The sequence below is a fragment of the Saccharothrix variisporea genome (assembly GCF_003634995.1).
GTDB classification, from domain to species: Bacteria; Actinomycetota; Actinomycetes; order Mycobacteriales; family Pseudonocardiaceae; genus Actinosynnema; species Actinosynnema variisporeum.
Genome location: NZ_RBXR01000001.1, coordinates 4,441,949 through 4,460,891 on the forward strand (window position 1 = coordinate 4,441,949; position 18,943 = coordinate 4,460,891).

The 18,943-nt window shown below is 70.5% G+C and carries 20 protein-coding genes; 12 read left to right on the forward strand and 8 right to left on the reverse strand.

Features of this window, described 5'->3' with window-relative positions; genetic code table 11:
• Entirely contained in the window at positions 1-885 is an 885-nt protein-coding gene (gene mca / locus DFJ66_RS19690) for a mycothiol conjugate amidase Mca (protein WP_121223116.1), read from the reverse strand.
• Between the two features lie 112 nt (positions 886-997).
• Between mca and DFJ66_RS19695 the strand changes: the two genes are divergently transcribed.
• Both DFJ66_RS19695 and greA read left to right on the forward strand, forming a co-directional pair.
• Positions 998-1,408: a DUF4307 domain-containing protein gene (locus tag DFJ66_RS19695; RefSeq protein ID WP_121223118.1), complete on the forward strand. Its 411-nt coding sequence runs from the start codon at positions 998-1,000 to the stop codon at positions 1,406-1,408.
• Between the two features lie 185 nt (positions 1,409-1,593).
• Positions 1,594-2,088, forward strand: coding sequence for a transcription elongation factor GreA (gene greA / locus DFJ66_RS19700; RefSeq protein ID WP_121223120.1), 495 nt, complete (start codon positions 1,594-1,596; stop codon positions 2,086-2,088).
• Positions 2,089-2,608: 520 nt separating this feature from the next.
• Here greA and DFJ66_RS45050 read toward each other — a convergent pair.
• Positions 2,609-3,103, reverse strand: a complete 495-nt coding sequence (locus tag DFJ66_RS45050; RefSeq protein WP_121223122.1) for an Lrp/AsnC family transcriptional regulator — start codon at positions 3,101-3,103, stop codon at positions 2,609-2,611.
• A 75-nt stretch (positions 3,104-3,178) separates the two neighbouring features.
• Here DFJ66_RS45050 and hppD point away from each other — a divergent pair, with 75 nt between their 5' ends.
• Both hppD and DFJ66_RS19715 read left to right on the forward strand, forming a co-directional pair.
• Positions 3,179-4,360: a 4-hydroxyphenylpyruvate dioxygenase gene (hppD, locus tag DFJ66_RS19710; RefSeq protein ID WP_121223124.1), complete on the forward strand. Its 1,182-nt coding sequence runs from the start codon at positions 3,179-3,181 to the stop codon at positions 4,358-4,360.
• Positions 4,361-4,498: 138 nt separating this feature from the next.
• Positions 4,499-4,729, forward strand: coding sequence for a hypothetical protein (locus DFJ66_RS19715; RefSeq protein WP_121223126.1), 231 nt, complete (start codon positions 4,499-4,501; stop codon positions 4,727-4,729).
• Here the strand turns inward: DFJ66_RS19715 and DFJ66_RS43540 are convergent.
• The gene (locus DFJ66_RS43540; RefSeq protein ID WP_246029827.1) at positions 4,719-5,555 is read right to left on the reverse strand and encodes a hypothetical protein; all 837 of its coding nucleotides are present in this window, start codon (positions 5,553-5,555) and stop codon (positions 4,719-4,721) included. The genes DFJ66_RS19715 and DFJ66_RS43540 overlap by 11 nt on opposite strands.
• A 50-nt stretch (positions 5,556-5,605) precedes the next feature.
• Here DFJ66_RS43540 and DFJ66_RS19725 point away from each other — a divergent pair, with 50 nt between their 5' ends.
• Positions 5,606-5,878, forward strand: a complete 273-nt coding sequence (locus DFJ66_RS19725) for a DUF2277 domain-containing protein (RefSeq protein WP_121223128.1) — start codon at positions 5,606-5,608, stop codon at positions 5,876-5,878.
• Positions 5,879-6,214: 336 nt separating this feature from the next.
• Here DFJ66_RS19725 and DFJ66_RS19730 read toward each other — a convergent pair whose 3' ends face one another.
• The 3 genes from DFJ66_RS19730 to DFJ66_RS19740 form a co-directional block, all read right to left on the reverse strand.
• The gene (locus tag DFJ66_RS19730; protein WP_121223130.1) at positions 6,215-7,366 is read right to left on the reverse strand and encodes a cystathionine gamma-synthase; all 1,152 of its coding nucleotides are present in this window, start codon (positions 7,364-7,366) and stop codon (positions 6,215-6,217) included.
• An 81-nt stretch (positions 7,367-7,447) separates the two neighbouring features.
• Positions 7,448-8,563: an RDD family protein gene (locus DFJ66_RS19735; RefSeq protein ID WP_121223132.1), complete on the reverse strand. Its 1,116-nt coding sequence runs from the start codon at positions 8,561-8,563 to the stop codon at positions 7,448-7,450.
• Between the two features lie 105 nt (positions 8,564-8,668).
• Positions 8,669-10,039, reverse strand: coding sequence for a cystathionine beta-synthase (locus DFJ66_RS19740; protein WP_121223134.1), 1,371 nt, complete (start codon positions 10,037-10,039; stop codon positions 8,669-8,671).
• Between the two features lie 125 nt (positions 10,040-10,164).
• Here DFJ66_RS19740 and DFJ66_RS19745 point away from each other — a divergent pair, with 125 nt between their 5' ends.
• Genes DFJ66_RS19745 through DFJ66_RS19755 form a run of 3 tightly spaced genes read left to right on the forward strand, consistent with a single transcriptional unit; the run spans position 10,165 to position 12,497 of the window.
• Entirely contained in the window at positions 10,165-10,944 is a 780-nt protein-coding gene (locus DFJ66_RS19745) for an SGNH/GDSL hydrolase family protein (protein ID WP_246029828.1), read from the forward strand.
• Between the two features lie 56 nt (positions 10,945-11,000).
• Complete coding sequence (locus DFJ66_RS19750; RefSeq protein WP_121223135.1) at positions 11,001-12,221, forward strand: acetyl-CoA C-acetyltransferase; 1,221 nt, start codon at positions 11,001-11,003, stop codon at positions 12,219-12,221.
• Between the two features lie 57 nt (positions 12,222-12,278).
• Positions 12,279-12,497 carry a hypothetical protein gene (locus tag DFJ66_RS19755; protein ID WP_121223138.1) on the forward strand — a complete coding sequence of 73 codons (219 nt, stop codon included), beginning with the start codon at positions 12,279-12,281 and terminating at the stop codon, positions 12,495-12,497.
• Positions 12,498-13,260: 763 nt separating this feature from the next.
• On the opposite strand, the gene DFJ66_RS19760 is transcribed toward DFJ66_RS19755, so the two are convergent.
• Positions 13,261-14,061, reverse strand: coding sequence for a Bax inhibitor-1/YccA family protein (locus DFJ66_RS19760; RefSeq protein ID WP_121231436.1), 801 nt, complete (start codon positions 14,059-14,061; stop codon positions 13,261-13,263).
• A 238-nt stretch (positions 14,062-14,299) separates the two neighbouring features.
• Between DFJ66_RS19760 and DFJ66_RS19765 the strand changes: the two genes are divergently transcribed.
• From DFJ66_RS19765 to DFJ66_RS19775, 3 genes are read left to right on the forward strand one after another with little or no spacing between them, the layout of a single operon-like run.
• Positions 14,300-15,703 (forward strand): MSCRAMM family protein, encoded by a 1,404-nt coding sequence (locus DFJ66_RS19765; protein ID WP_121223140.1) that lies wholly within the window; start codon positions 14,300-14,302, stop codon positions 15,701-15,703.
• Positions 15,700-16,416, forward strand: a complete 717-nt coding sequence (locus DFJ66_RS19770; RefSeq protein ID WP_246029829.1) for a class F sortase — start codon at positions 15,700-15,702, stop codon at positions 16,414-16,416. The genes DFJ66_RS19765 and DFJ66_RS19770 overlap by 4 nt, the downstream gene beginning before the upstream one ends.
• Before the next feature lie 36 nt (positions 16,417-16,452).
• Positions 16,453-17,607: a polysaccharide deacetylase family protein gene (locus tag DFJ66_RS19775; RefSeq protein ID WP_121223142.1), complete on the forward strand. Its 1,155-nt coding sequence runs from the start codon at positions 16,453-16,455 to the stop codon at positions 17,605-17,607.
• 3 nt (positions 17,608-17,610) lie between these two features.
• On the opposite strand, the gene DFJ66_RS19780 is transcribed toward DFJ66_RS19775, so the two are convergent.
• A complete protein-coding gene (locus DFJ66_RS19780; protein WP_121223145.1) occupies positions 17,611-18,624 on the reverse strand; it encodes a PQQ-dependent sugar dehydrogenase in 1,014 nt (337 codons plus the stop codon).
• A gap of 213 nt (positions 18,625-18,837) precedes the next feature.
• On the opposite strand from DFJ66_RS19780, the gene pqqA reads away from it, so the two are divergent.
• A complete protein-coding gene (gene pqqA / locus DFJ66_RS19785) occupies positions 18,838-18,933 on the forward strand; it encodes a pyrroloquinoline quinone precursor peptide PqqA (RefSeq protein ID WP_121223147.1) in 96 nt (31 codons plus the stop codon).
• Positions 18,934-18,943 lie beyond the last annotated feature (10 nt).

Consider the following 18,943-nt stretch of genomic DNA (forward strand, 5'->3'; position numbering starts at 1 on the left):
TCACGCCGTCACCTTTTCCCTCACGCCCGCGAACAGGTCGTCCTCGGGCAACGTGCTGTCGACCAGCGACCGCGCCAGCTCGTACTCCTCCGTGGGCCACACCTCGCGCTGCATCTCCAGCGGCACGGCGAACCAGCGGCTGTCGGGGTCGATCTGGGTCGCGTGGGCCTTGAGGGCCTCGTCGCGGACCGGGAAGTAGTCGGCGCACTCGACGCGGGTGGTGACGCGTTCGATCACGTCGGGCTTGTCGGCGTCCCAGCCGGCCAGCCACTCCGCGTACGGGGACTCCTCGCCGCGGGCGATCATGGCCTCGTGGAAGGCCAGCAGCTTGGCCCGGGAGAAGCCGTGCGAGTAGTACAGCTTCAGCGGCTGCCACGGCTCGCCGGCCTCGGGGTACATGTCCGGGTCGCCGGCCGCGTCCCAGGCCGCCACCGACACCTCGTGGCAGCGGATGTGGTCGGGGTGCGGGTAGCCGCCGTTCTCGTCGTAGGTGACGATCACGTGCGGGCGGAACTCGCGGATCACCTTGACCAGCGGCGGGACGGACTCCTCCAGCGGGGTCAGGGCGAAGCAGCCCTCCGGCAGTGGCGGCAGCGGGTCGCCCTCGGGCAGGCCCGAGTCGACGAAGCCCAGCCAGCGGTGCTGGATGCCGAGGATCTCGGCGGCCCGCGCCATCTCCGCGCGCCGCACCTCGCCCATGTTCTCCAGGACGTCCGCACGGTCGGCGAGCTTGGGGTTGAGGATGCTGCCGGCTTCACCACCGGTGCAGGTCACGACCATGACCTCGTGGCCCTCGGCGACGTAGCGCGCCATCGTCGCGGCACCCTTGCTCGACTCGTCGTCGGGGTGCGCGTGCACCGCCATCAGGCGCAGCTTCTCAACCATGACGGTGGTGTTCCTCCCTTGGGCCCTGCTCGACTGGGGCGGATCGGCCCCTGCGACACTCAACGCGGTGGTCGAGGGCCATTGTTCCCCACGGGCAGGAAGGCGTTGGCAAGTGGCACTGCCGGAAGGCCGGTACGGCAAACCCCGCCGTGCCCTGCCCACGTGGGCGCGGTGGTCACTGCCCGTAGTCGCCGTCCTGGTGGGGGCCGTGGTGGCGTGGGTCGGGTACCGCAACCTCGGCACCAAGCCGGTGGAGGCCAAGCAGACCGCGTTCCGGGTGCTGGACGCGGGTTCGGTGGAGATCACCTTCGAGGTCGTGCGGGAGACGCCGGAGAAGCCGGTGGTGTGCATCGTCCGCGCCCGCTCCGACGACGGCGACGAGGCCGGCCGGAGAGAGGTTCTGGTGCCGCCTGGCGCCACCCGGGTCTACCCCAAGGCGGTGCTCCGGACGTCGAAAGAGGCGACGACCGGAGAGGTGTTCGGCTGCTCCTACCAGGTTCCGCCTTACCTGTCCACGAGGTAGCGGCCAAGCGGGTGATCTGCGGGTTTAGCGGCCCGATCCGGAACAAAACGCCGTCGCTGAACGTTGTAGACGTGTTACTCTGGCCTTTCAGCACGGCCCCGACGCGGGCCGTGTTTTTCCGTTCCGGGCGCGTGCGCCCGGGAACTGCCAGCCCACGCCGTGGGCCGGAGCAAGACGAGGAGTTGGTGACCGTGAGCGACACTGAGGTGACCTGGCTGACCCAGGAGGCCTACGACCGGCTCAAGGCTGAGCTGGACGAGATGATCGAGAATCGCCCGGTCATTGCTGCGGAGATCAACGCCCGCCGCGAGGAGGGCGACCTCCGCGAGAACGGCGGCTACCACGCGGCCCGCGAGGAGCAGGGCAAGCAGGAGGCGCGCATCCGCCAGCTCCAGGAGCTGCTGCGCGTCGCGAAGGTCGGCGAGGCGCCCACCGTCTCCGGTGTGGCAGCCCCCGGCATGGTGCTCACCGTCCGTTACGAGGGCGACGACGAGACCGAGGACTTCCTGCTGGCCACCCGCGAGGAAGGCGCCCACGGGTCGCTGGAGGTCTACTCCCCGTCGTCCCCGCTGGGCAAGGCCTTGAACGGGGCCAAGGAGGGCGAGACCCGGGAGTACGAGCTGCCCAACGGCAGCACGATGAAGGTGACGCTGATCAAGGCGGTGCCGTACTCCGGCTGACACCCACGACATCGAGAGGGGCGGCCACCAGGCGGGTGGCCGCCCCTTCTGCTGTGTGACGGGGTGGCTGTGGTGCTCGGGGTGGCTGTGATGCTCGGGGTGGCTGTGATGCTCGGGGTGGCTGTGATGCTCGGGGTGGCTGTGGTTGGCCGGTTGGGGCTTCGGCGGAGGCTCGGGTCCGGCGGCCGGCTTCGGTTGGGGCTTGGGCGGCGGTCGTCACCTGACTGTGGGGTCGGCGGTTGGGTGGTTAGCTTGCGGTGGGTGTCCCCGCCCACCGCCCCCGCCAAGCCGCCCTGGCACAAGCCTCCAAGAGCACCCGCCTTCGGCGGGCCGCCTGCGGCGGCCGGCACGGCCGGCTTTGCCGGGCCGTGCGTCGCGCGCGCAGCGCGCTGGGGCGGGCAGCGCCGGGCCGTGCGTCGAGCGCGCGGGGGCGCGCAGCGCCGGGCTTGTGCCCAGGGTGGCCTGGCGGGGGTGGTGGGTGGGGACACCCGACGCACCCCGACCACCAAACCCGGCCGCCCTACAGCACCTGCTCCAACAACGGCCGCACCCGAGGCGGCACAGGGGTCGACAGGGCGATCGACGTCGACAGCCGCTGCACCCCCGGCACGTCCACCACCTCGTCGATCACCCGTTGCAGGTCGGCGTTCGACCGGGCCACCATCCGCACGAAAAGATCACCCTGTCCGGTGGTCGCGTGCACCTCGCACACCTCGTTGATCGCCGCCAGCCCGTCCGACACCTCCTGGCGCTGCCCCTGCGCGATCTCCAGCACCGCGAACGCCGTCAGCCCGTACCCCATCGCCGCCAGGTCCAGCGCCGGCGGGAACCCCGTCAGCACGCCCCGCGCGACCAGCCGGTCCAAGCGCGCCTGCACCGTCCCCCGTGCCACGCCCAGCCGCCGCGAGCACTCCAGGACCCCCAGCCTGGGCTCGTCGGTCAAGAGCAACAACAACCGGGCGTCCAAGGCGTCCAGGACCTGGTCAGAGTGTTCAGCTTGCCCGTCGGAAACCATAGATCACTGTACAACCTGCACAGCAAAAAACGACACTGTTGCTCACCCTGCCCAACGCCGCACATGCTGTGAGCCATGACGCAGCAGCTTGACGACGTGAGCTACGACCAGCTCCGCCAACTCGTGGGCCTGGTCGACTACGACGGGACGCGCGATCCGTTCCCCGTGCGCTCCATGGACGCCGTGGTCTTCGTGGTCGGCAACGCGACCCAGACCGCGTGGTTCTACCAGGTCGCCTTCGGGATGCAGCTCGTCGCGTACGCCGGGCCCGAGACGGGGCAGCGGGACCACAAGTCCTTCGTGCTCAAGTCCGGTTCGGCGCGGTTCGTGATCAACGGTGGGGTGCAGCCGGACAGCGCGCTGCTCGACCACCACCGCAAGCACGGTGACGGCGTCGTGGACCTCGCGCTGGAGGTCGAGGACGTCGACCGGTGCATCGACCACGCCCGCAAGCAGGGCGCCACGGTCCTCGTCGAGCCCCACGACGTCGAGGACGAGCACGGCGTGGTGCGCATCGCCGCCATCGCGGCCTACGGCGAGACCCGCCACACGCTCGTCGACCGGTCCCGCTACACCGGTCCGTACCTGCCGGGCTACGTGGCCAAGGAGAGCACCGTCGTCCGACCCGAGGGCGCGCCGAAGCGGCTGTTCCAGGCGGTCGACCACTGCGTGGGCAACGTCGAGCTCGGCAAGATGGACTACTGGGTCGACTGGTACAACCGCGTCATGGGCTTCGTGAACATGGCGGAGTTCATCGGCGACGACATCGCCACCGACTACTCGGCGCTCATGAGCAAGGTGGTGTCCAACGGCAACCACCGCGTGAAGTTCCCGCTGAACGAGCCGGCGATCGCGAAGCGCAAGTCGCAGATCGACGAGTACCTGGAGTTCTACTCGGGCGCGGGCGTGCAGCACATCGCGCTCGCCACCAACGACATCGTCGCCACGCTGACCGCCATGCGCGCGGCCGGCGTCGAGTTCCTGGAGACCCCGGACTCGTACTACGACGACCCGGAGCTGCGGGCCCGCATCGGCGAGGTGCGCGTGCCGATCGAGGTGCTCAAGGAGCACCGCATCCTGGTCGACCGGGATGAGGACGGCTACCTGCTCCAGATCTTCACGAAGCCGATCGGCGACCGGCCGACCGTCTTCTACGAGCTCATCGAGCGCCACGGCTCGCTGGGCTTCGGCAAGGGCAACTTCAAGGCCCTGTTCGAGGCCATCGAGCGCGAGCAGGAGCGTCGGGGCAACCTCTGACGACACCCGCGCGAAGGGCCGGTCCGCCACCAGCGGGCCGGCCCTTTTCTGTGGGAACCCTGAGAGGTGCGCTCCAGGCACGTCCGGACCGGTACCCTCGGTGCGGGGGTTTGCACGGATTTCACCTGGGGAGGTGGCATGGCACTCGCGGGACGCGTCACCGCGGTGCTGCCGCTCGTCGGCGCGGTAGCCACGGCCGTGGCGCTGACCGGCGCGGCGTTCTTCACCGTGGCGCACGCGGGCTGCGCCGAGACCGGCCGGTTCGTCGAGCACGAAGGCGTCGTCAAGTTCGAGGGCGGCTGCATGGACGGGCAGGACCTGCCCACCGTGCCGAAGGTCGAGAACGCCCGGTACGACGTCACGCCCTGAGCTCGTTCACCAGTCCCCGCAGCCACGGCTCGCGGATCGCCGGTTCCTCGCACAGCACCGCCACCAGCTGCTTCCTGCGCTGCCGTCCGGCTTCCACCACGGCCAGGGCTTCGGCCAGCGCGGCACGCGTGCGCTCGTCGTGACGGGGCCGGGCGACGGACTCGTCCGCCCACCGGGTCGACGGGAACGACCTGGTGAGCTTGGGCTGGCGGTCGCCGAACCAGCCCCAGACACCCCAGTCCAGGGACACGTTCCGGATCGCGCTCGCGGGCAGGTCGGCCGTCCACTCGGCGTGCTGGTGCCAGCGCCACGTCTTGGGGCTGGTCTTGCGCCGGCGGGTGATGCCGATGAACCGCAGGCGGCGGCGGACGACGTCCCACGCGACCCGCTCGTCCTCGATCCAGTCGCGCAGCACGCGGTGGAGGTTGGTGTAGGTGCTGCCTTCGTGGACCAGGTCCACGAACGCCGTCGGGCGGCCCGTGGCCAGGGCGTGCGGTGAGACGCCCAGTGCGGTGAGGTTGGCGCGGAGTTGGGGCAGTTCGGCGTCGGTGATGCGGTACGAGCCGAACACCGACAGCGGCACCTGGTGCAGCCGGTCCCGCCACGACGTGTGCTCCAGGGCCCCGCTGAGCAGGTCGAACACGCTGTCGGCGGAGCGGCCGACGAAGCGCAGGTCGCTGTCGCCGGACCGGGCGAGGACGAGTCCGGCGCACTCGACCAGGTCGTCGAGGTACCACAGGTCGGGCGGCGGGGTGTCCTCCAGCAGCGTCCCGAGGCGGTCGGGGCGCACGAGGTCCCAGCGGAACGGGCGGTGGGGTTCCGGCACGTCCTCAGACAACCATGCCGGGCCAAGCGGATTTCGGCGATAGTGGACGCATGTGTCGGAACATCCGGGTGCTGCACAACTTCGAGCCGCCCGCCACCGAGGACGAGATCCGCGCCGCCGCCGTCCAGTACGTGCGCAAGGTCAGCGGCTCGACCCACCCGTCCGCGGCCAACCAGGAAGCGTTCGACCTCGCGGTCGAGGCGGTGGCCGAGGCGACCAGGGTGCTGCTCGAGTCCCTGGTCACCAAGGCACCTCCGCGCGACCGCGAGGTCGAGGCCGCCAAGGCCAAGGAACGCGCCGCCGCTCGGTATGGGACTTCTTGAGCTTCACGCAACGCTTCGCGCTCTCAAGATCAAAAGATCAAAAGATGAAAAGATGAAAAGCGGCGCTCGCCGCGCGGCAGGCCGCCAGCGGGGGGGGTGAAGGGCGTCGGTTCCCCCGCCGTATGGCCTGGCGGAGCCAACCACGTTTTCCAGGGGTTGCCGCTAAAACTTTTGCTCGTTCCTCGCAAAACTTTCGGCTGCAACCCCTGGAAAACGTGGTAGCCCTTCGGGCAGGCCATACGGCGGGGGAACCGAGGCCCTCCACCTGTGGTGGTCACCACCGTAGACAGCGCGCTGCGCGCGCCGGAAAGCTGAGTGCTGCGCGTGCGGAAAGCGTTAGTCCAGGGCTGCGACCAGGTCAGTTACCAAGTCCTCGCCGGACTCGATGCCGACCGACACGCGGACCAGGTCGGCGGGTACCTCCAGCATTGAGCCCGCCGTGCTGGCGTGGGTCATCTTGCCGGGGTGCTCGATCAGCGACTCCACGCCGCCGAGCGACTCGGCCAGCGTGAACAGCTTGGTGCGCGAGCACACCCGCAGTGCTGCCTCCTCGCCGCCCTCGACGGTGAACGAGATCATGCCGCCGAAGCGCTTCATCTGCTTTGCCGCGACCTCGTGGCCGGGGTGGTCGGGCAGGCCCGGGTACAGCACGGACGTCACGCGCGGGTGGCGCAGGAGGGCCTGCACGACCAACTCGGCGTTGTCCGAGTGCTTCTCCATGCGCACTTCGAGGGTTTTGATGCCGCGCAGTGTCAGCCACGCGTCGAACGGGCCGGGCACCGCGCCCGCGCCGTTCTGGAGGAAGCCGAAGGCCGCGTCCAGCTCGTCGTCCGAGGTCACGAGGATGCCGCCGACGACGTCGGAGTGGCCGCCGACGTACTTGGTGGTCGAGTGCAGCACCACGTCCGCGCCCAGGGCGAGCGGGCTCTGGAGGTAGGGCGAGGCGAAGGTGTTGTCCACGACCAGGCGTGCGCCCGCCGAGTGCGCGACCTGCGCGAGCAGCGGGATGTCGGCGATGTTGAGCAGCGGGTTGGTGGGCGTCTCGACCCACACGACCTTCGTGTTCGGCCGGATCGCCGCGCGCACCGCGTCCACGTCGGACAGGGGCACGGGGGTGTGCTCGACGCCCCACAGGCTGAGCACCTTGTCGATCAGGCGGAACGTGCCGCCGTAGGCGTCGTTCGGGATGACGACGTGGTCGCCCGGCCGGCACAGGGCGCGCAGCGCGGTGTCGGTGGCGGCCATGCCGGAGGCGAAGGCGCGGCCGTGCCGACCGCCTTCGAGCGCCGCCATGCACTCCTCGAGCGCCGCGCGGGTGGGGTTGCCGGTCCGCGAGTACTCGAAGCCGCCGCGCAGGCCGCCGACGCCGTCCTGGGCGTAGGTGGACGTGGCGTGGATCGGGACGATGACCGAGCCGGTCGTCGGGTCCGGTTCCTGGCCCGCGTGGATTGCCCTGGTCGCGAAACCGTAGGGGGCGAAGTCCGTCATGAGCACAAGGGTACGACCGGGTGAAACGGAACCGCCCGCTGGCCTAATGGGCCAACGGGCGGTGTCCGGACGGGTCTCAGCTCACCACTGCTGCGGCGGCTGCTGGCCGTAGGGGTTCTGCTGCGGCTGGCCGTACGGGTTCTGCTGGCCGTACGGGTTCTGCTGGGGCTGGCCGTAGGACTGCTGGCCCGGGTACCCGCCGCCCGGCATGCCGGTCTCCGGCGCGTTCACGACGATGGTGCCCATGATCTTGTCGGCCCACGTCTGCTTCTTCGGCTCCCACAGCGGCGCGAAGTAACCCGCGTAGCAGGGGATGCCGTCCACGATGTGGCACAGGTTGCGCACGAACGCGTTGCCGAAGCCGACCGGCTGCATGGTCTCTTCCTTGACCAGCTTGATCTTCGCGATCTTCTTGCCGAACGACTGGCCGGTGGTGCCCGCCAGGTACAGCGAGTTGTAGATCACGAACGCCAGGAACGCCAGGTAGCCGACGCCGGCGAGCAGGAACAGGATCGTCGCGTCGCCGGTGGCGATGCCGATCAAGTAGAGGACCAGGATCACGAGGCCCGGCGCCACGTTGTCGATCAGGCCGGCGACCAGGCGGGAGCCCCACTCGGCGTAGCCGGTGGGCGGGACCGCGTACGCGGGCTGGCCGTAGCCGGGCTGCGCACCCCACGCCTGCTGCTGGGGCTGGCCGTACGGGTTGGCCTGCGGCTGGCCGTACGGGTTCTGCTGCGGCTGGCCGTAGGGGTTGGACTGCGGCTGCTGCTGGCCGTACGGGTTGGGCTGCTGCGGCTGGCCGTACGGGTTGGACTGCGGCTGGCCGTACGCCGGCGGCTGCGGCGGCTGCCCGTACTGGCCGGGCTGCTGCTGGGGCTGGCCGTACGGGTTGGGCTGCTGCGCCGGGAACCCGCCCGACCCGGGCGGCTGCTGCGCCGGGAAGCCACCCGACGCCGACGGCGGCTGCTGCTGGGTCGCGCTCGGCGGCACGACCTGCGTGGCGTCCGGGTTCACCGCCTGCTGCGGGCCGGACGAGGGCACCACCTGGGTGGCCTCCGGGGGCGGGAACGCAGGGGACGAGCCGCCGCTCGGCACGACCTGCGTCGCGTCGGCGTTCGGGGGCTGGGCACCCTGCCCCTGCTCCTGCTGGTTGTGACCGCCGAATTGCTGGTTCCCTGGCGGCTGAGGAGCGTTCATCGGAGTTTCCAACCCCCTTGGCGTGGGCCGTAGGCGTATGAGTCGGTGGCCAACGCTAGCGGATGCGCTCGCGTCGGCCACCGGCAACCGGTGAACGTGTCGTTATCAGCGTCCGGCCAGGAAGCCCAGGATGTCCTGGCGGGTCACGACGCCGGCGGGCTTGCCGTCGTCGAGCACCAGGGCGCCGTCGGCCGCCGACAGCGCCGTCATGGCCGCGCTGATCGACTCGCCGGACCCGATGGTGGGCAGCTTGACCGACATGTGCGCGTCGAGGCGGTCGGTGAGCTGGGCCTTCCCGGTGAACAGGGCGTCGAGCAGGTCGCGCTCGTTGACCGCGCCCGCCACCTCGGCCGCCATGACCGGCGGCTCGGCGTTGACCACGGGCATCTGGGACACGCCGTACTCGCGCATGATCTGCACGGCCTCGGCGACGGTCTCGTTCGGGTGACCGTGCACCAGGTCGGGCATGGTGCCGTCCTTGCGCCGCAGCACGTCGCCGACGGTCGCGCCGGAGGTGTCGGGCGACAGGAAGCCGTACTGGGCCATCCACTTGTCGTTGAACACGCTGGACAGGTAGCCGCGGCCACCGTCGGGCAGCAGCACGACGACCACGTCGTCCTCGGTGAGGCCCTCCGCCACGCGCAGCGCCGCCGCGACGGCCATGCCGCACGAGCCGCCGACCAGCAGGCCCTCCTCGCGGGCCAGGCGGCGGGTCAGGTCGAAGGAGTCCTTGTCGGACACGGCCACGATCTCGTCGCAGACGTTCCGGTCGTAGGCGTCCGGCCAGAAGTCCTCGCCGACGCCCTCGACCAGGTACGGCCGGCCGGTGCCACCGGAGTAGACCGAGCCCTCGGGGTCCGCGCCGACGACCTTGACCCGGCCCTCGGAGACCTCCTTGAGGTAGCGCCCGGTGCCGGAGATGGTGCCGCCGGTGCCGACGCCCGCCACGAAGTGCGTAATCTTGCCCTCGGTCTGCCGCCACAGCTCGGGGCCGGTGCCGTGGTAGTGGCTCGCCGGGTTCTCCGGGTTGGCGTACTGGTTGGGCTTCCACGCGCCGGGGATCTCGCGGACCAGGCGGTCGGACACGTTGTAGTAGGAGTCCGGGTGCTCGGGCGCGACCGCGGTCGGGCACACCACGACCTCGGCGCCGTAGGCCTTGAGCACGTTGCGCTTGTCCACGCTGACCTTGTCCGGGCAGACGAAGACGCACTTGTAGCCCTTCTGCTGGGCCACCAGGGCGAGGCCGACGCCGGTGTTGCCCGACGTGGGCTCGACGATCGTGCCGCCCGGCTTGAGCTCGCCGGAGCGTTCGGCGGCCTCCACCATGCGCAGGGCGATCCGGTCCTTCACGCTGCCGCCGGGGTTCAGGTACTCGACCTTGGCCAGGATGAGCGGCTTGAGCCCCTCGGCGACCTTGTTCAGCTTCACGAGCGGCGTGTTGCCGACCAGGTCCACGACGCTCTCGACGTACTCCACCGCAGGTCCCTTCCCACAACGCGAGATGACTTGCGCAGCGTAACCGCTGCCGGTCGACGCGCGAGCCTCGGCGGTTTGGCGGGTAATCCGGGCGGCTTTGTGGACGATGGCAGTAGGGGGTGGTGATGGTGCGGTGGTGGCGGTTCCTGGCGGTGGCGCTGGGCGCGGTGAGTGGCGTGACAGGACTGGCGTACGGCCTGTTCACGCGGCAGTCCCGGCGGGCGCGGGTGGTCATCGGGGTGCCCGACGCCCCGCCGCCGCGCGCCGACGGCGTGTACGGGGAGGGCGACGGCAAGCCGGTGCGGTTCGCCGTAGTGGGGGACTCGATGGCGGCCGGGCTGGGGGTGGACGACCCCGCCGAGCTGCCCGGGGTGCTGCTGGCGACCGGGTTGGCGGAGGAGCTGGAGCGGCCGGTGCGGCTGGAGACCTACGCCATCAGCGGGTCGACGACCCGGGACCTGTCGGCGCAGGTGGACCGGGTGGTGGCGGACCCGCCGCAGCTGTGCCTGGTGATCATCGGCGCGAACGACGTGACGACCCGGGTGCCGGTCGGGGTGTCGGCGGCGCTGCTGGGGGTGCAGGTGCGGCGGTTGCGGGAGGCCGGGGTGGGCGTGGTCGTGGGGACGTGCCCGGACCTGGGGTCGATCGAGCCGATCGCGCAGCCGCTGCGGTCGGTGGCCCGGGAGTGGAGCCTGCGGTTGGCGCGGGCGCAGCGGCGGGAGGTGCTGGCGGCGGGCGGGGTTCCGGTGGCGCTGGGCGACCTGCTGGGGCGGGAGTTCGTGGCGCGGCGGGACTTCTTCAGCCGGGACCGGTTCCACCCCAGTGCCGCCGGGTACGAGGCGGCGACGTCGGTCCTGTTGGCCCCGTTGGTCGGCGTCCTGCGTCACGAGTGGTGGCCGCGTTGAACAAGCGTTAACTAGGCTGCAAGGCACTCTCTGCGGCGAAACAAAGGAGTTCCGTAATGCCTGAGGCCGTGATCGTCTCCGCAGCCCGGTCGCCCATCGGGCGTGCGGGCAAGGGTTCGCTCAAGGACGTCCGGGCGGACGACCTGACCGTGCAGGTCCTGAAGGCGGCACTGGCGAAGGTGCCGCAGCTGGACCCGAACGACATCGACGACCTGATGCTCGGCTGCGGCCTCCCCGGCGGCGAGCAGGGCTTCAACCTGGGCCGGGTCGTGTCCGTGCTGGCCGGTTTCGACCAGCTGCCCGGCACCACCGTGACCCGCTACTGCGCGTCCAGCGTGCAGACCACCCGCATGGCGCTGCACGCCATCAAGGCGGGCGAGGGTGACGTGTTCATCAGCGCCGGCGTGGAGACCGTGTCCTCGTTCGTGCGCGGCTCGTCGGACTCCTGGCCCGGCACCCACAACCCGGTCTTCGCCGACGCCGAGGCGCGGACCAAGTCGGTCGCGGAGACCGGCGCGTCCGAGTGGGTCGACCCGCGCACCCGCGGCGAGCTGCCCGACATCTACATCGCGATGGGCCAGACCGCCGAGAACCTGGCGCTGGCCAAGGGCATCTCGCGCGAGGAGATGGACCACTTCGGCGTGCGGTCGCAGAACCTGGCGGAGAAGGCCATCGCGAACGGCTTCTGGGCCCGCGAGATCACGCCGATCACCCTGCCCGACGGCACGGTCGTGTCCACCGACGACGGCCCCCGTCCGGGCGTGACCTACGAGGGCGTGGCGGGCCTGAAGCCGGTCTTCCGCCCCGACGGCCGCGTGACGGCGGGCAACTGCTGCCCGCTGAACGACGGCGCCGCGGCCCTGGTGATCATGAGCGACACCAAGGCGAAGGAACTGGGGATCACCCCGCTGGCCCGGATCGTCTCCACCGGCGTGTCCGGCCTGTCCCCGGAGATCATGGGCCTGGGTCCGGTCGAGGCGTCCAAGCGCGCCCTGGCACTCGCGGGCATGTCGATCAACGACATCGACCTGGTCGAGATCAACGAGGCCTTCGCCGCGCAGGTCATCCCGTCCTACCAGGACCTGGGCATCGACCTGGACAAGCTCAACGTCAACGGCGGCGCCATCGCGGTCGGCCACCCGTTCGGCATGACCGGTGCGCGGATCACGACGACGCTGATCAACTCCCTCCAGTTCCACGACAAGCAGTTCGGCCTGGAGACCATGTGCGTCGGCGGCGGCCAGGGCATGGCGATGGTCATCGAGCGGTTGAGCTGACACGCGTCACACTTCGACCCCCGGCGCGTCCTACTTGGTGGTAGGGAGGTCGGGGACATGACGTACGTGTGGTGGCACAGCGGGTACGACTCGCTGTGCCACGCCTTTTCCGCGCACCAGGCTTCGGAGGCCTACTTCGAAGCGGCCTGCACCCACTCGGTGCCACCGGAACACCTGGTCCGACGGCAGGAGGGCACCCTCTGCGTGGCGTGCCTGATCAAGGTGGGCAGCGAACTCCCGGAGGACACCCACCCAGCCCAGTCCTGGCGCGACTGACCCCACGCCTTTCGGCGAAGCCAGCAAGTGGCGGTCCGCGTTGCCGAGCGGCAGTCCGCCTTGCCGAGTGGCAGTCCGCCGGAGAGGACACGACTCAACCTGGGCTTCTTGCTTTTGTCATCCCCGTATGGCCTGCCCGAAGGGCTACCACAGATTTCCCCGGGTGCAGCCGAAAGTTTTTGCGAGGAACGAGCAAAAAGTTTTAGCGGCACCCGGGGAAATCTGTGGTTGGCTCCGCCAGGCCATGCGGGGATGACAAAAGCAAGAAGCCCCCGCCGTTGCAGTTGGTCATCCTTGGCGGCCTGCCCGCCGGCGAGGCGCTTTTCGTCTTTCAAGCTTTTCAAGAGCTTTGAACAGGACGCTTCGCTCTCAACCCGAACGCGCTGGCGCGCTCTCAAGATCAAAAGCGGCTGGGGAGACCACCGATGGGGGGTGAAGGGCGTCGGTTCCCCCACCGTATGGCCTGGCGGAGCCAACCACAGATTTCCCGGGGTGCCGCTAAAACTTTTTGCTCGTTCCTCGCAAAAACTTTCGGCTGCACCCCGGGAAATCTGTGGTAGCCCTTCGGGCAGGCCATACGGTGGGGGAACCGAGGCCCTCCACTTGTGGTGCGACCACTGCGCGCTGCGCGCGCCGAAAAGCACGCGCTGCGCGCGCCGAAAAGCACGCGCTGCGCGCGTCGAAAAGTACGCGGTGCGCGCGTCTGGAAGCGAAAAGCGCCCGGCGGGTGCCGGGCGCTTTTCGGGTCGAGCAGGGGTGGAGGTCAGTCGCGCTGCAAGTAGGACAGCAGGCGGAGGATCTCCAGGTAGAGCCACACCAGCGTGGTCATCAGGCCGAAGGCCGCCCACCACGCCCACTTCGCCGGCACACCCGAGCGGATCATCTCGTTGGCCGCCTCGAAGTCGAGGAGGAAGTTGAACGCCGCGATGCCGATCACCACGAGGCTGAAGACGATCGCCAGGGTGCCGCCGTCGCGCAGGCCCGAGTTGACGCCGAACAGGCTCAGGACCAGGTTGCCGAGCATGAGCACGACCACGCCGACCGTCGCGCCGATGATCCACTTGGTCAGGCGCGGGGTGACGCGGATCGCACCGGTCTTGTAGACCACGAGCATCGCGCCGAACACGCCGAACGTGCCGAGGATCGCCTGCCACGCGATGCCCGGGAACGCGTCCTCGAACACGCCGGTGATGGCGCCGAGGAACAGGCCCTCCGCGACCGCGTACGTCATCACCAGCGGAGCGCTCGGGGTGCGCTTGAAGATGATGACCAGGGACACCACGAGGCCCACGAGCAGGCCGGGGATGACCAGGGCGAACGGCTGGACCGTCCGGGTGAGCACGAGCCAGGCCGCGACCAGGCCCACGACGAGCGTGGTGGCCAGGGTGATCGCGGTCTTGGTGACCACGTCGTCGATCGTGATGGGGCGCTCGCCGGTGGTCGGCGGCGCCTGGTAGCCGTACGGCTGGGCGCCGTACTGCTGTTGCTGGCCGAAGCCTGCGTAGCTCCCGTAACCGCCGCCGGTCGGCAGGTTGCGGAACGCGGGGTTGCTGGTGGTACGCACCTCGTCCTCCTGTGGCGTTTCGACGCCGTCACGGGGTTCAACGACCACACGAGTCGATCGGTTCCCGTCGGTAAAAGCGACTTTACCCGGGCTGTCGATCTCACCTCCACAGCCCACGCTGCGGAGCGTAGTCGCCAACCCCACCCCCCTGGTGGCTTGTCCGTCCGACCGCGGAGCCGTAAGGCTCTCCCCCGGCGTAGTTCGTCCCGACGACGTGCCCGAGGGGTCAGGTTCAGACATGGGGTGGAGACGACTCGCCGGCGCGGTTCTCGCGGCCGGTGTGGCTTTGCTCGCCGTGCCCGCGGTGTCCGACGCGCAGGTGCAGGAGGGCATCGGGCACACCACGCCCGCCCAGGGCTACCGCGGCAAGCCGGGCACCACGGACTGGCTGGGCTCCTACATCTGGCAGGGCAAGCAGGTGTGGTGCGTCCAGTACTCCTTCCTCGCGCCCGACAGCAGCGTGCAGTACCAGGAGGGCGACGAGCTGCGGACCAAGGCCGGTGTGCCGCTGGCCCCGGACATCGCCGCCAACATCTCCTACCTGCTGCTGCGCTACTCGACCACGAACTCGCCGGACGAGTCGGCGGCTCTGGCGCACCTGCTGCACTCGTGGACGTCGTTCGAGCACGGCGGCCTGTCGCTGAGCCCGGACAGCGACTACCGCACGATCGCCTACAACGAGCAGTTCCACTACGACAACCTGCCGCAGAGCGCCCGGGAGGCGGTGGACCGGATCCGCAAGGACGCCGAGACCAACCGCGGCCCGTGGACGGCGAAGGTCACCGCCCCGACCGACGAGCAGCTGATCGGCTCGCCGGGCACGTGGAAGGTCGACGTCGCCAAGCCGGACGGCGCGCAGGTCGGCGGGGTCCCGGTGACCGTGGAGCTGAAGGACGCCACCCTGGAGAGCGGGCAGACCACCGGCGAGCTGAAGACCGCGCTGGACGGCGGGCCGCTGGCCGTGAAGGTCGTGCCGACCGGGCCGAAGCCGTCGGTCGTGGTGCGGCTGGACAGCCCGGCGGACAAGCCGGTGGTGCACATCCCGGCCCAGGAGAACATGCAGCGGATCGTCACCACGGGTGGTGAGAAGAAGCTCACCGCCGAGGCCTCCACCACGGCCAAGACCCCGCCCGGTGTGGTGAAGATCGCCAAGACCGACGCCGAGACGGGCAAGGGCATCGCGGGCGTGGCGCTGCGGGTCACCGCGGCGGACGGCAAGCCCGCGCTCAAGCAGGACGACGCCGAGCTGACCGGCCCGGACGGCAAGCCGCTGGTCCTCCAGACCGGTGACGACGGCACCGCGACCGTGCCCGACCTGCGCACGCCGCAGGAGGTGTGCGTGGTCGAGGTGGCCGCCGCCAAGGGTTACGAGGAGTCCTTCGACCCGAACGCGCCGCCCAAGGCGTGCGGGAAGGTCGAGCCGGGGCAGACGCTGGCGCTGGCGGTGACGAACAAGCCGAACAAGCCGGTGGTGCCGATCACCATCCCGGCCGGGTCGGAGGGCGCGGGCGTGACCGCCAAGGCCGCCTTCACCACCGAGGTGGGCACCGGTTCGCTGGTCGGCTTCGGCGGCGGGGTGGTGGTCCTCGGCGCGCTGGCCGGGTGGCTGGTGCGGCGGCGACTGGTGGCAGCGAGGTCGTGACCGACGGGGTGTCCGGTGGCCGGCCGCTCGTGAAGGCGTTGCTGACCGGCGCGGTGGTGGCCGGGGTGCTGGCGGGGGCCGTGGTGGTGTTCTCGCCGTCCGCCGAGGTGGTCGCCGGGGTCGCTGAGCCCGGCGATGCGGTGGTGCCGTTCCCGTTGGGTGACAGCCTGAGCGGTGGCCGGGGGGTGGACCTGGCCGGGCTGCCCGGTGGGGCGAACCCGCCGGCGTCGCCGACGACCCCGACCACGTCCGTGGAAGCGCCGCCGCCCGTCCAGGCGCCCGGGACGGTCCGGTTGCCCGAGGGCGGGTTGGCCGCGCTCGTGCGCAAGGAGGTCACCGCCGAGGGTGTGCTGCCGATCCCCGAAGGCGTCGGCGAGGCGACCTGGTGGGGTGTGGAGCTGGGTGCCGCCGAAGGGGCGACCGTGCTCGCCGGGCACGTGAACTGGAAGGGCGTCACCGGGCCGTTCGACGAGCTGTGGCGGTCCGCGCCGGGGCAGGAGGTCTCGGTCGTGGACACCACGGGCAAGGTCTTCAGGTACTCCGTCAGCCAGGTGCACACCGTGCGGAAGGACGAACTGCCCGCGCGGGCCGTCGAGCTGTTCGGGCCGCGCGGCGGGCACCGGTTGGTGCTGGTGACCTGCGGCGGGCGGTGGGTCGGCGGCGCGCAGGGGTACGAGGAGAACCAGGTGGTCGTCGCCACGCCGGTCACGTAGACGCAACCACTGGATACCCGGAGTCGTCTTGATGGTGTGAAACGCAGGGGTTTCGTCACGACGTCGGTGGCGCTCGCGCTGACCTTGGCCGTGCTCGCCGTGCTGGGGGCGCGTGAGGAGGCCCCGCGCAGCGACCCCGGGGAGCTGGCGGCACCCCTGCCGATCGCCCCGCGCTCACCCTCCCCGTCGAGCGGGCCGACGCCCACGGTGCCCGCGCCGGCGTCGCCACCGAAGTGGATGCGGAAGGTGCAGCCGGGCGAGAAGCCACCGCAGTTCGTCCTGTTCTCGTTCGACGGGGCCGCGTCCAAGGCGCACTGGGACCGGATCATGCCCCTGTCCCAGCGGGTGAACGCGCACGTCACCGGCCTGCTGTCGGGCGTCTACCTGATCCCGGACGCCGGGGGCTCCTCCTACACCGGGCCGGGGCACCGGGCGGGGTACTCGTCCATCGGGTTCGGCGGGTCGTACGAGGACGTGACCGCGCGGATCAAGTACCTCAACGACGCCATCGACGCCGGCCACGAGATCGGGACCCACTACAACGGCCACTACTGCCAGGGCGACGAGCCCAGCGTGGGCCGGTGGACCACCGACGAGTGGAGCCGGGAGCTGGACCAGTTCTTCGCCGTGGTGGACAAGGCGCGGGACCAGGGGTTCAAGCTCGACCCGGCGGCCGTGCGCGGCGGGCGGACGCCGTGCCTGGAGGGCGACTGGGGGCAGGCGTTCCCGGCGATGCGCGGGCACGGCCTGGTGTACGACACGAGCCACGTGAGCCTCGGCGTGGCGTGGCCTTCGGTGCAGAACGGGATGTGGGAGTTCCCGATGCCGGAGGTCCGCGTGCCCGCGCTGGGCAAGCAGGTCGTGATGATGGACTTCAACCTCTGGTACGCGCTGAACGGGGCCAAGGACGACCCGGGGCCGCCGGGCGAGTTCACGCAGGTCGTGCTGGACACGTACCGGTCGGTGTACCAGGCGGCGTTCAACGGCAACCGCGCGCCGATGGTGGTGGGCAACCACTTCAACGAGTGGGCCGGTGGCGCGTTCAGCGCGGCGGTGGAGAAGTTCATGGAGGAGGTGTGCGTGCGGGAGGAGACCGTGTGCGCCACCTACACCGAGGTCATCCAGTGGATGCAGCTGCAGGACCCCGTTGTGCTGGAACAACTCCGGCGGATGCCTCCCGCACGCAACTAGGGATCAGCCGTCCGTGCTGAGGATCCGGTCGTCCGTGGCGGCAGGGGTGCCGCGGCCGTCCCGGTTGGAGGTGCCGATCCACAGCGTCCCGTCCGGGGCGGGCGCCACCGCGCGGACGCGGCCGTAGCCGGTGAACAGGGAGACCGGCGTGCCGAGGGTGGTGCCGCTGACCGGGATCTTCCACACCCGGCGGCCGGTGACCGCGCCGAGGTAGAGGGCGTCCTTGTAGAAGCCGATGCCGGTCGGTCCGGCCTGGGACGTGGGCCAGGTCTTCACCGGGTCCACGAACCGGCTGTCCCCGCAGGTGCCCTCGCAGGTGGGCCAGCCGTAGTTCTTGCCGGGCTGGATCCAGTTCAGCTCGTCGGTCTGGTTCTGGCCGAACTCGGTGGCGTACGTGCGGCCGCCGGCCCACGTGATGCCCTGCGGGTTGCGGTGGCCGAGGGTGTAGACGCGGCTGTTGAACGGGTTGCCGGGCGCGGGCGCGCCGGTGGTGGTGAACCGGAGGACCTTGCCGCCCAACGAGTTCACGTTCTGGGCGTTGCCGGTGACGCCGGCGTCGCCGGTGGTGGCCCACAGGTAGCCGTCCGGGCCGAACTCCAGGCCGCCGCCGTTGTGGATGCGGGCCTTGGGGATGCCGGTGACGATCGGTTCCACGGCCCCGCCCAGGCGGACGCGGGCGATCCGGTTGTCGGAGGCGGCGGTGAAGTAGACGTAGACGGTGTTGTCGGTGGCGAACGTCGGCGACACGGCCAGGCCGAGCAGGCCGCCCTCGCCGCCGGGCACGGCTTCGGCCACCGTGTGCACGGTGGTCACCGTCGTGCCGGTGATCTTCTTGATCCTCTTGGTGTCGCGTTCGGTGAAGATGCCGCTGCCGTCGGGCAGGAACTCGATGTCCCACGGGACGGCCTGGCCCGACGCGACCGTCCGCACGGCGGCGGCCGTCGGCTCGGCGTGCGCGGGACCGACCGCGGCGACGAGAGCGGCGACCGAAAGCACCGCACCTAGACGAGCACGCATGTGCGCTCCTCCGTAGTCCGCACTGGCTCGGCGGCGGAACTCGGCGGCTCGCTCCGATGCAACCACAGCCGGCCGAGACCGGCAACATTCATCGGAGGACTGATCCACTTGCAGGTTGGACAACCGTCCTTACGATCTAGCGCGAGGCGCTCCGGACGCTCTACCGTGGGAATCCGCCGCCGCGCCCTCACGACGATTGCGAGGAGACGCGCCATGCAGGACAACGCACCGAAGCGCACGTGGGTCAAGCCGGACTTCGTCGACGTCGACACCCCGATGGAAGTCACCGCCTACGCGGCCCGGTCCTGACTCCCCGCCG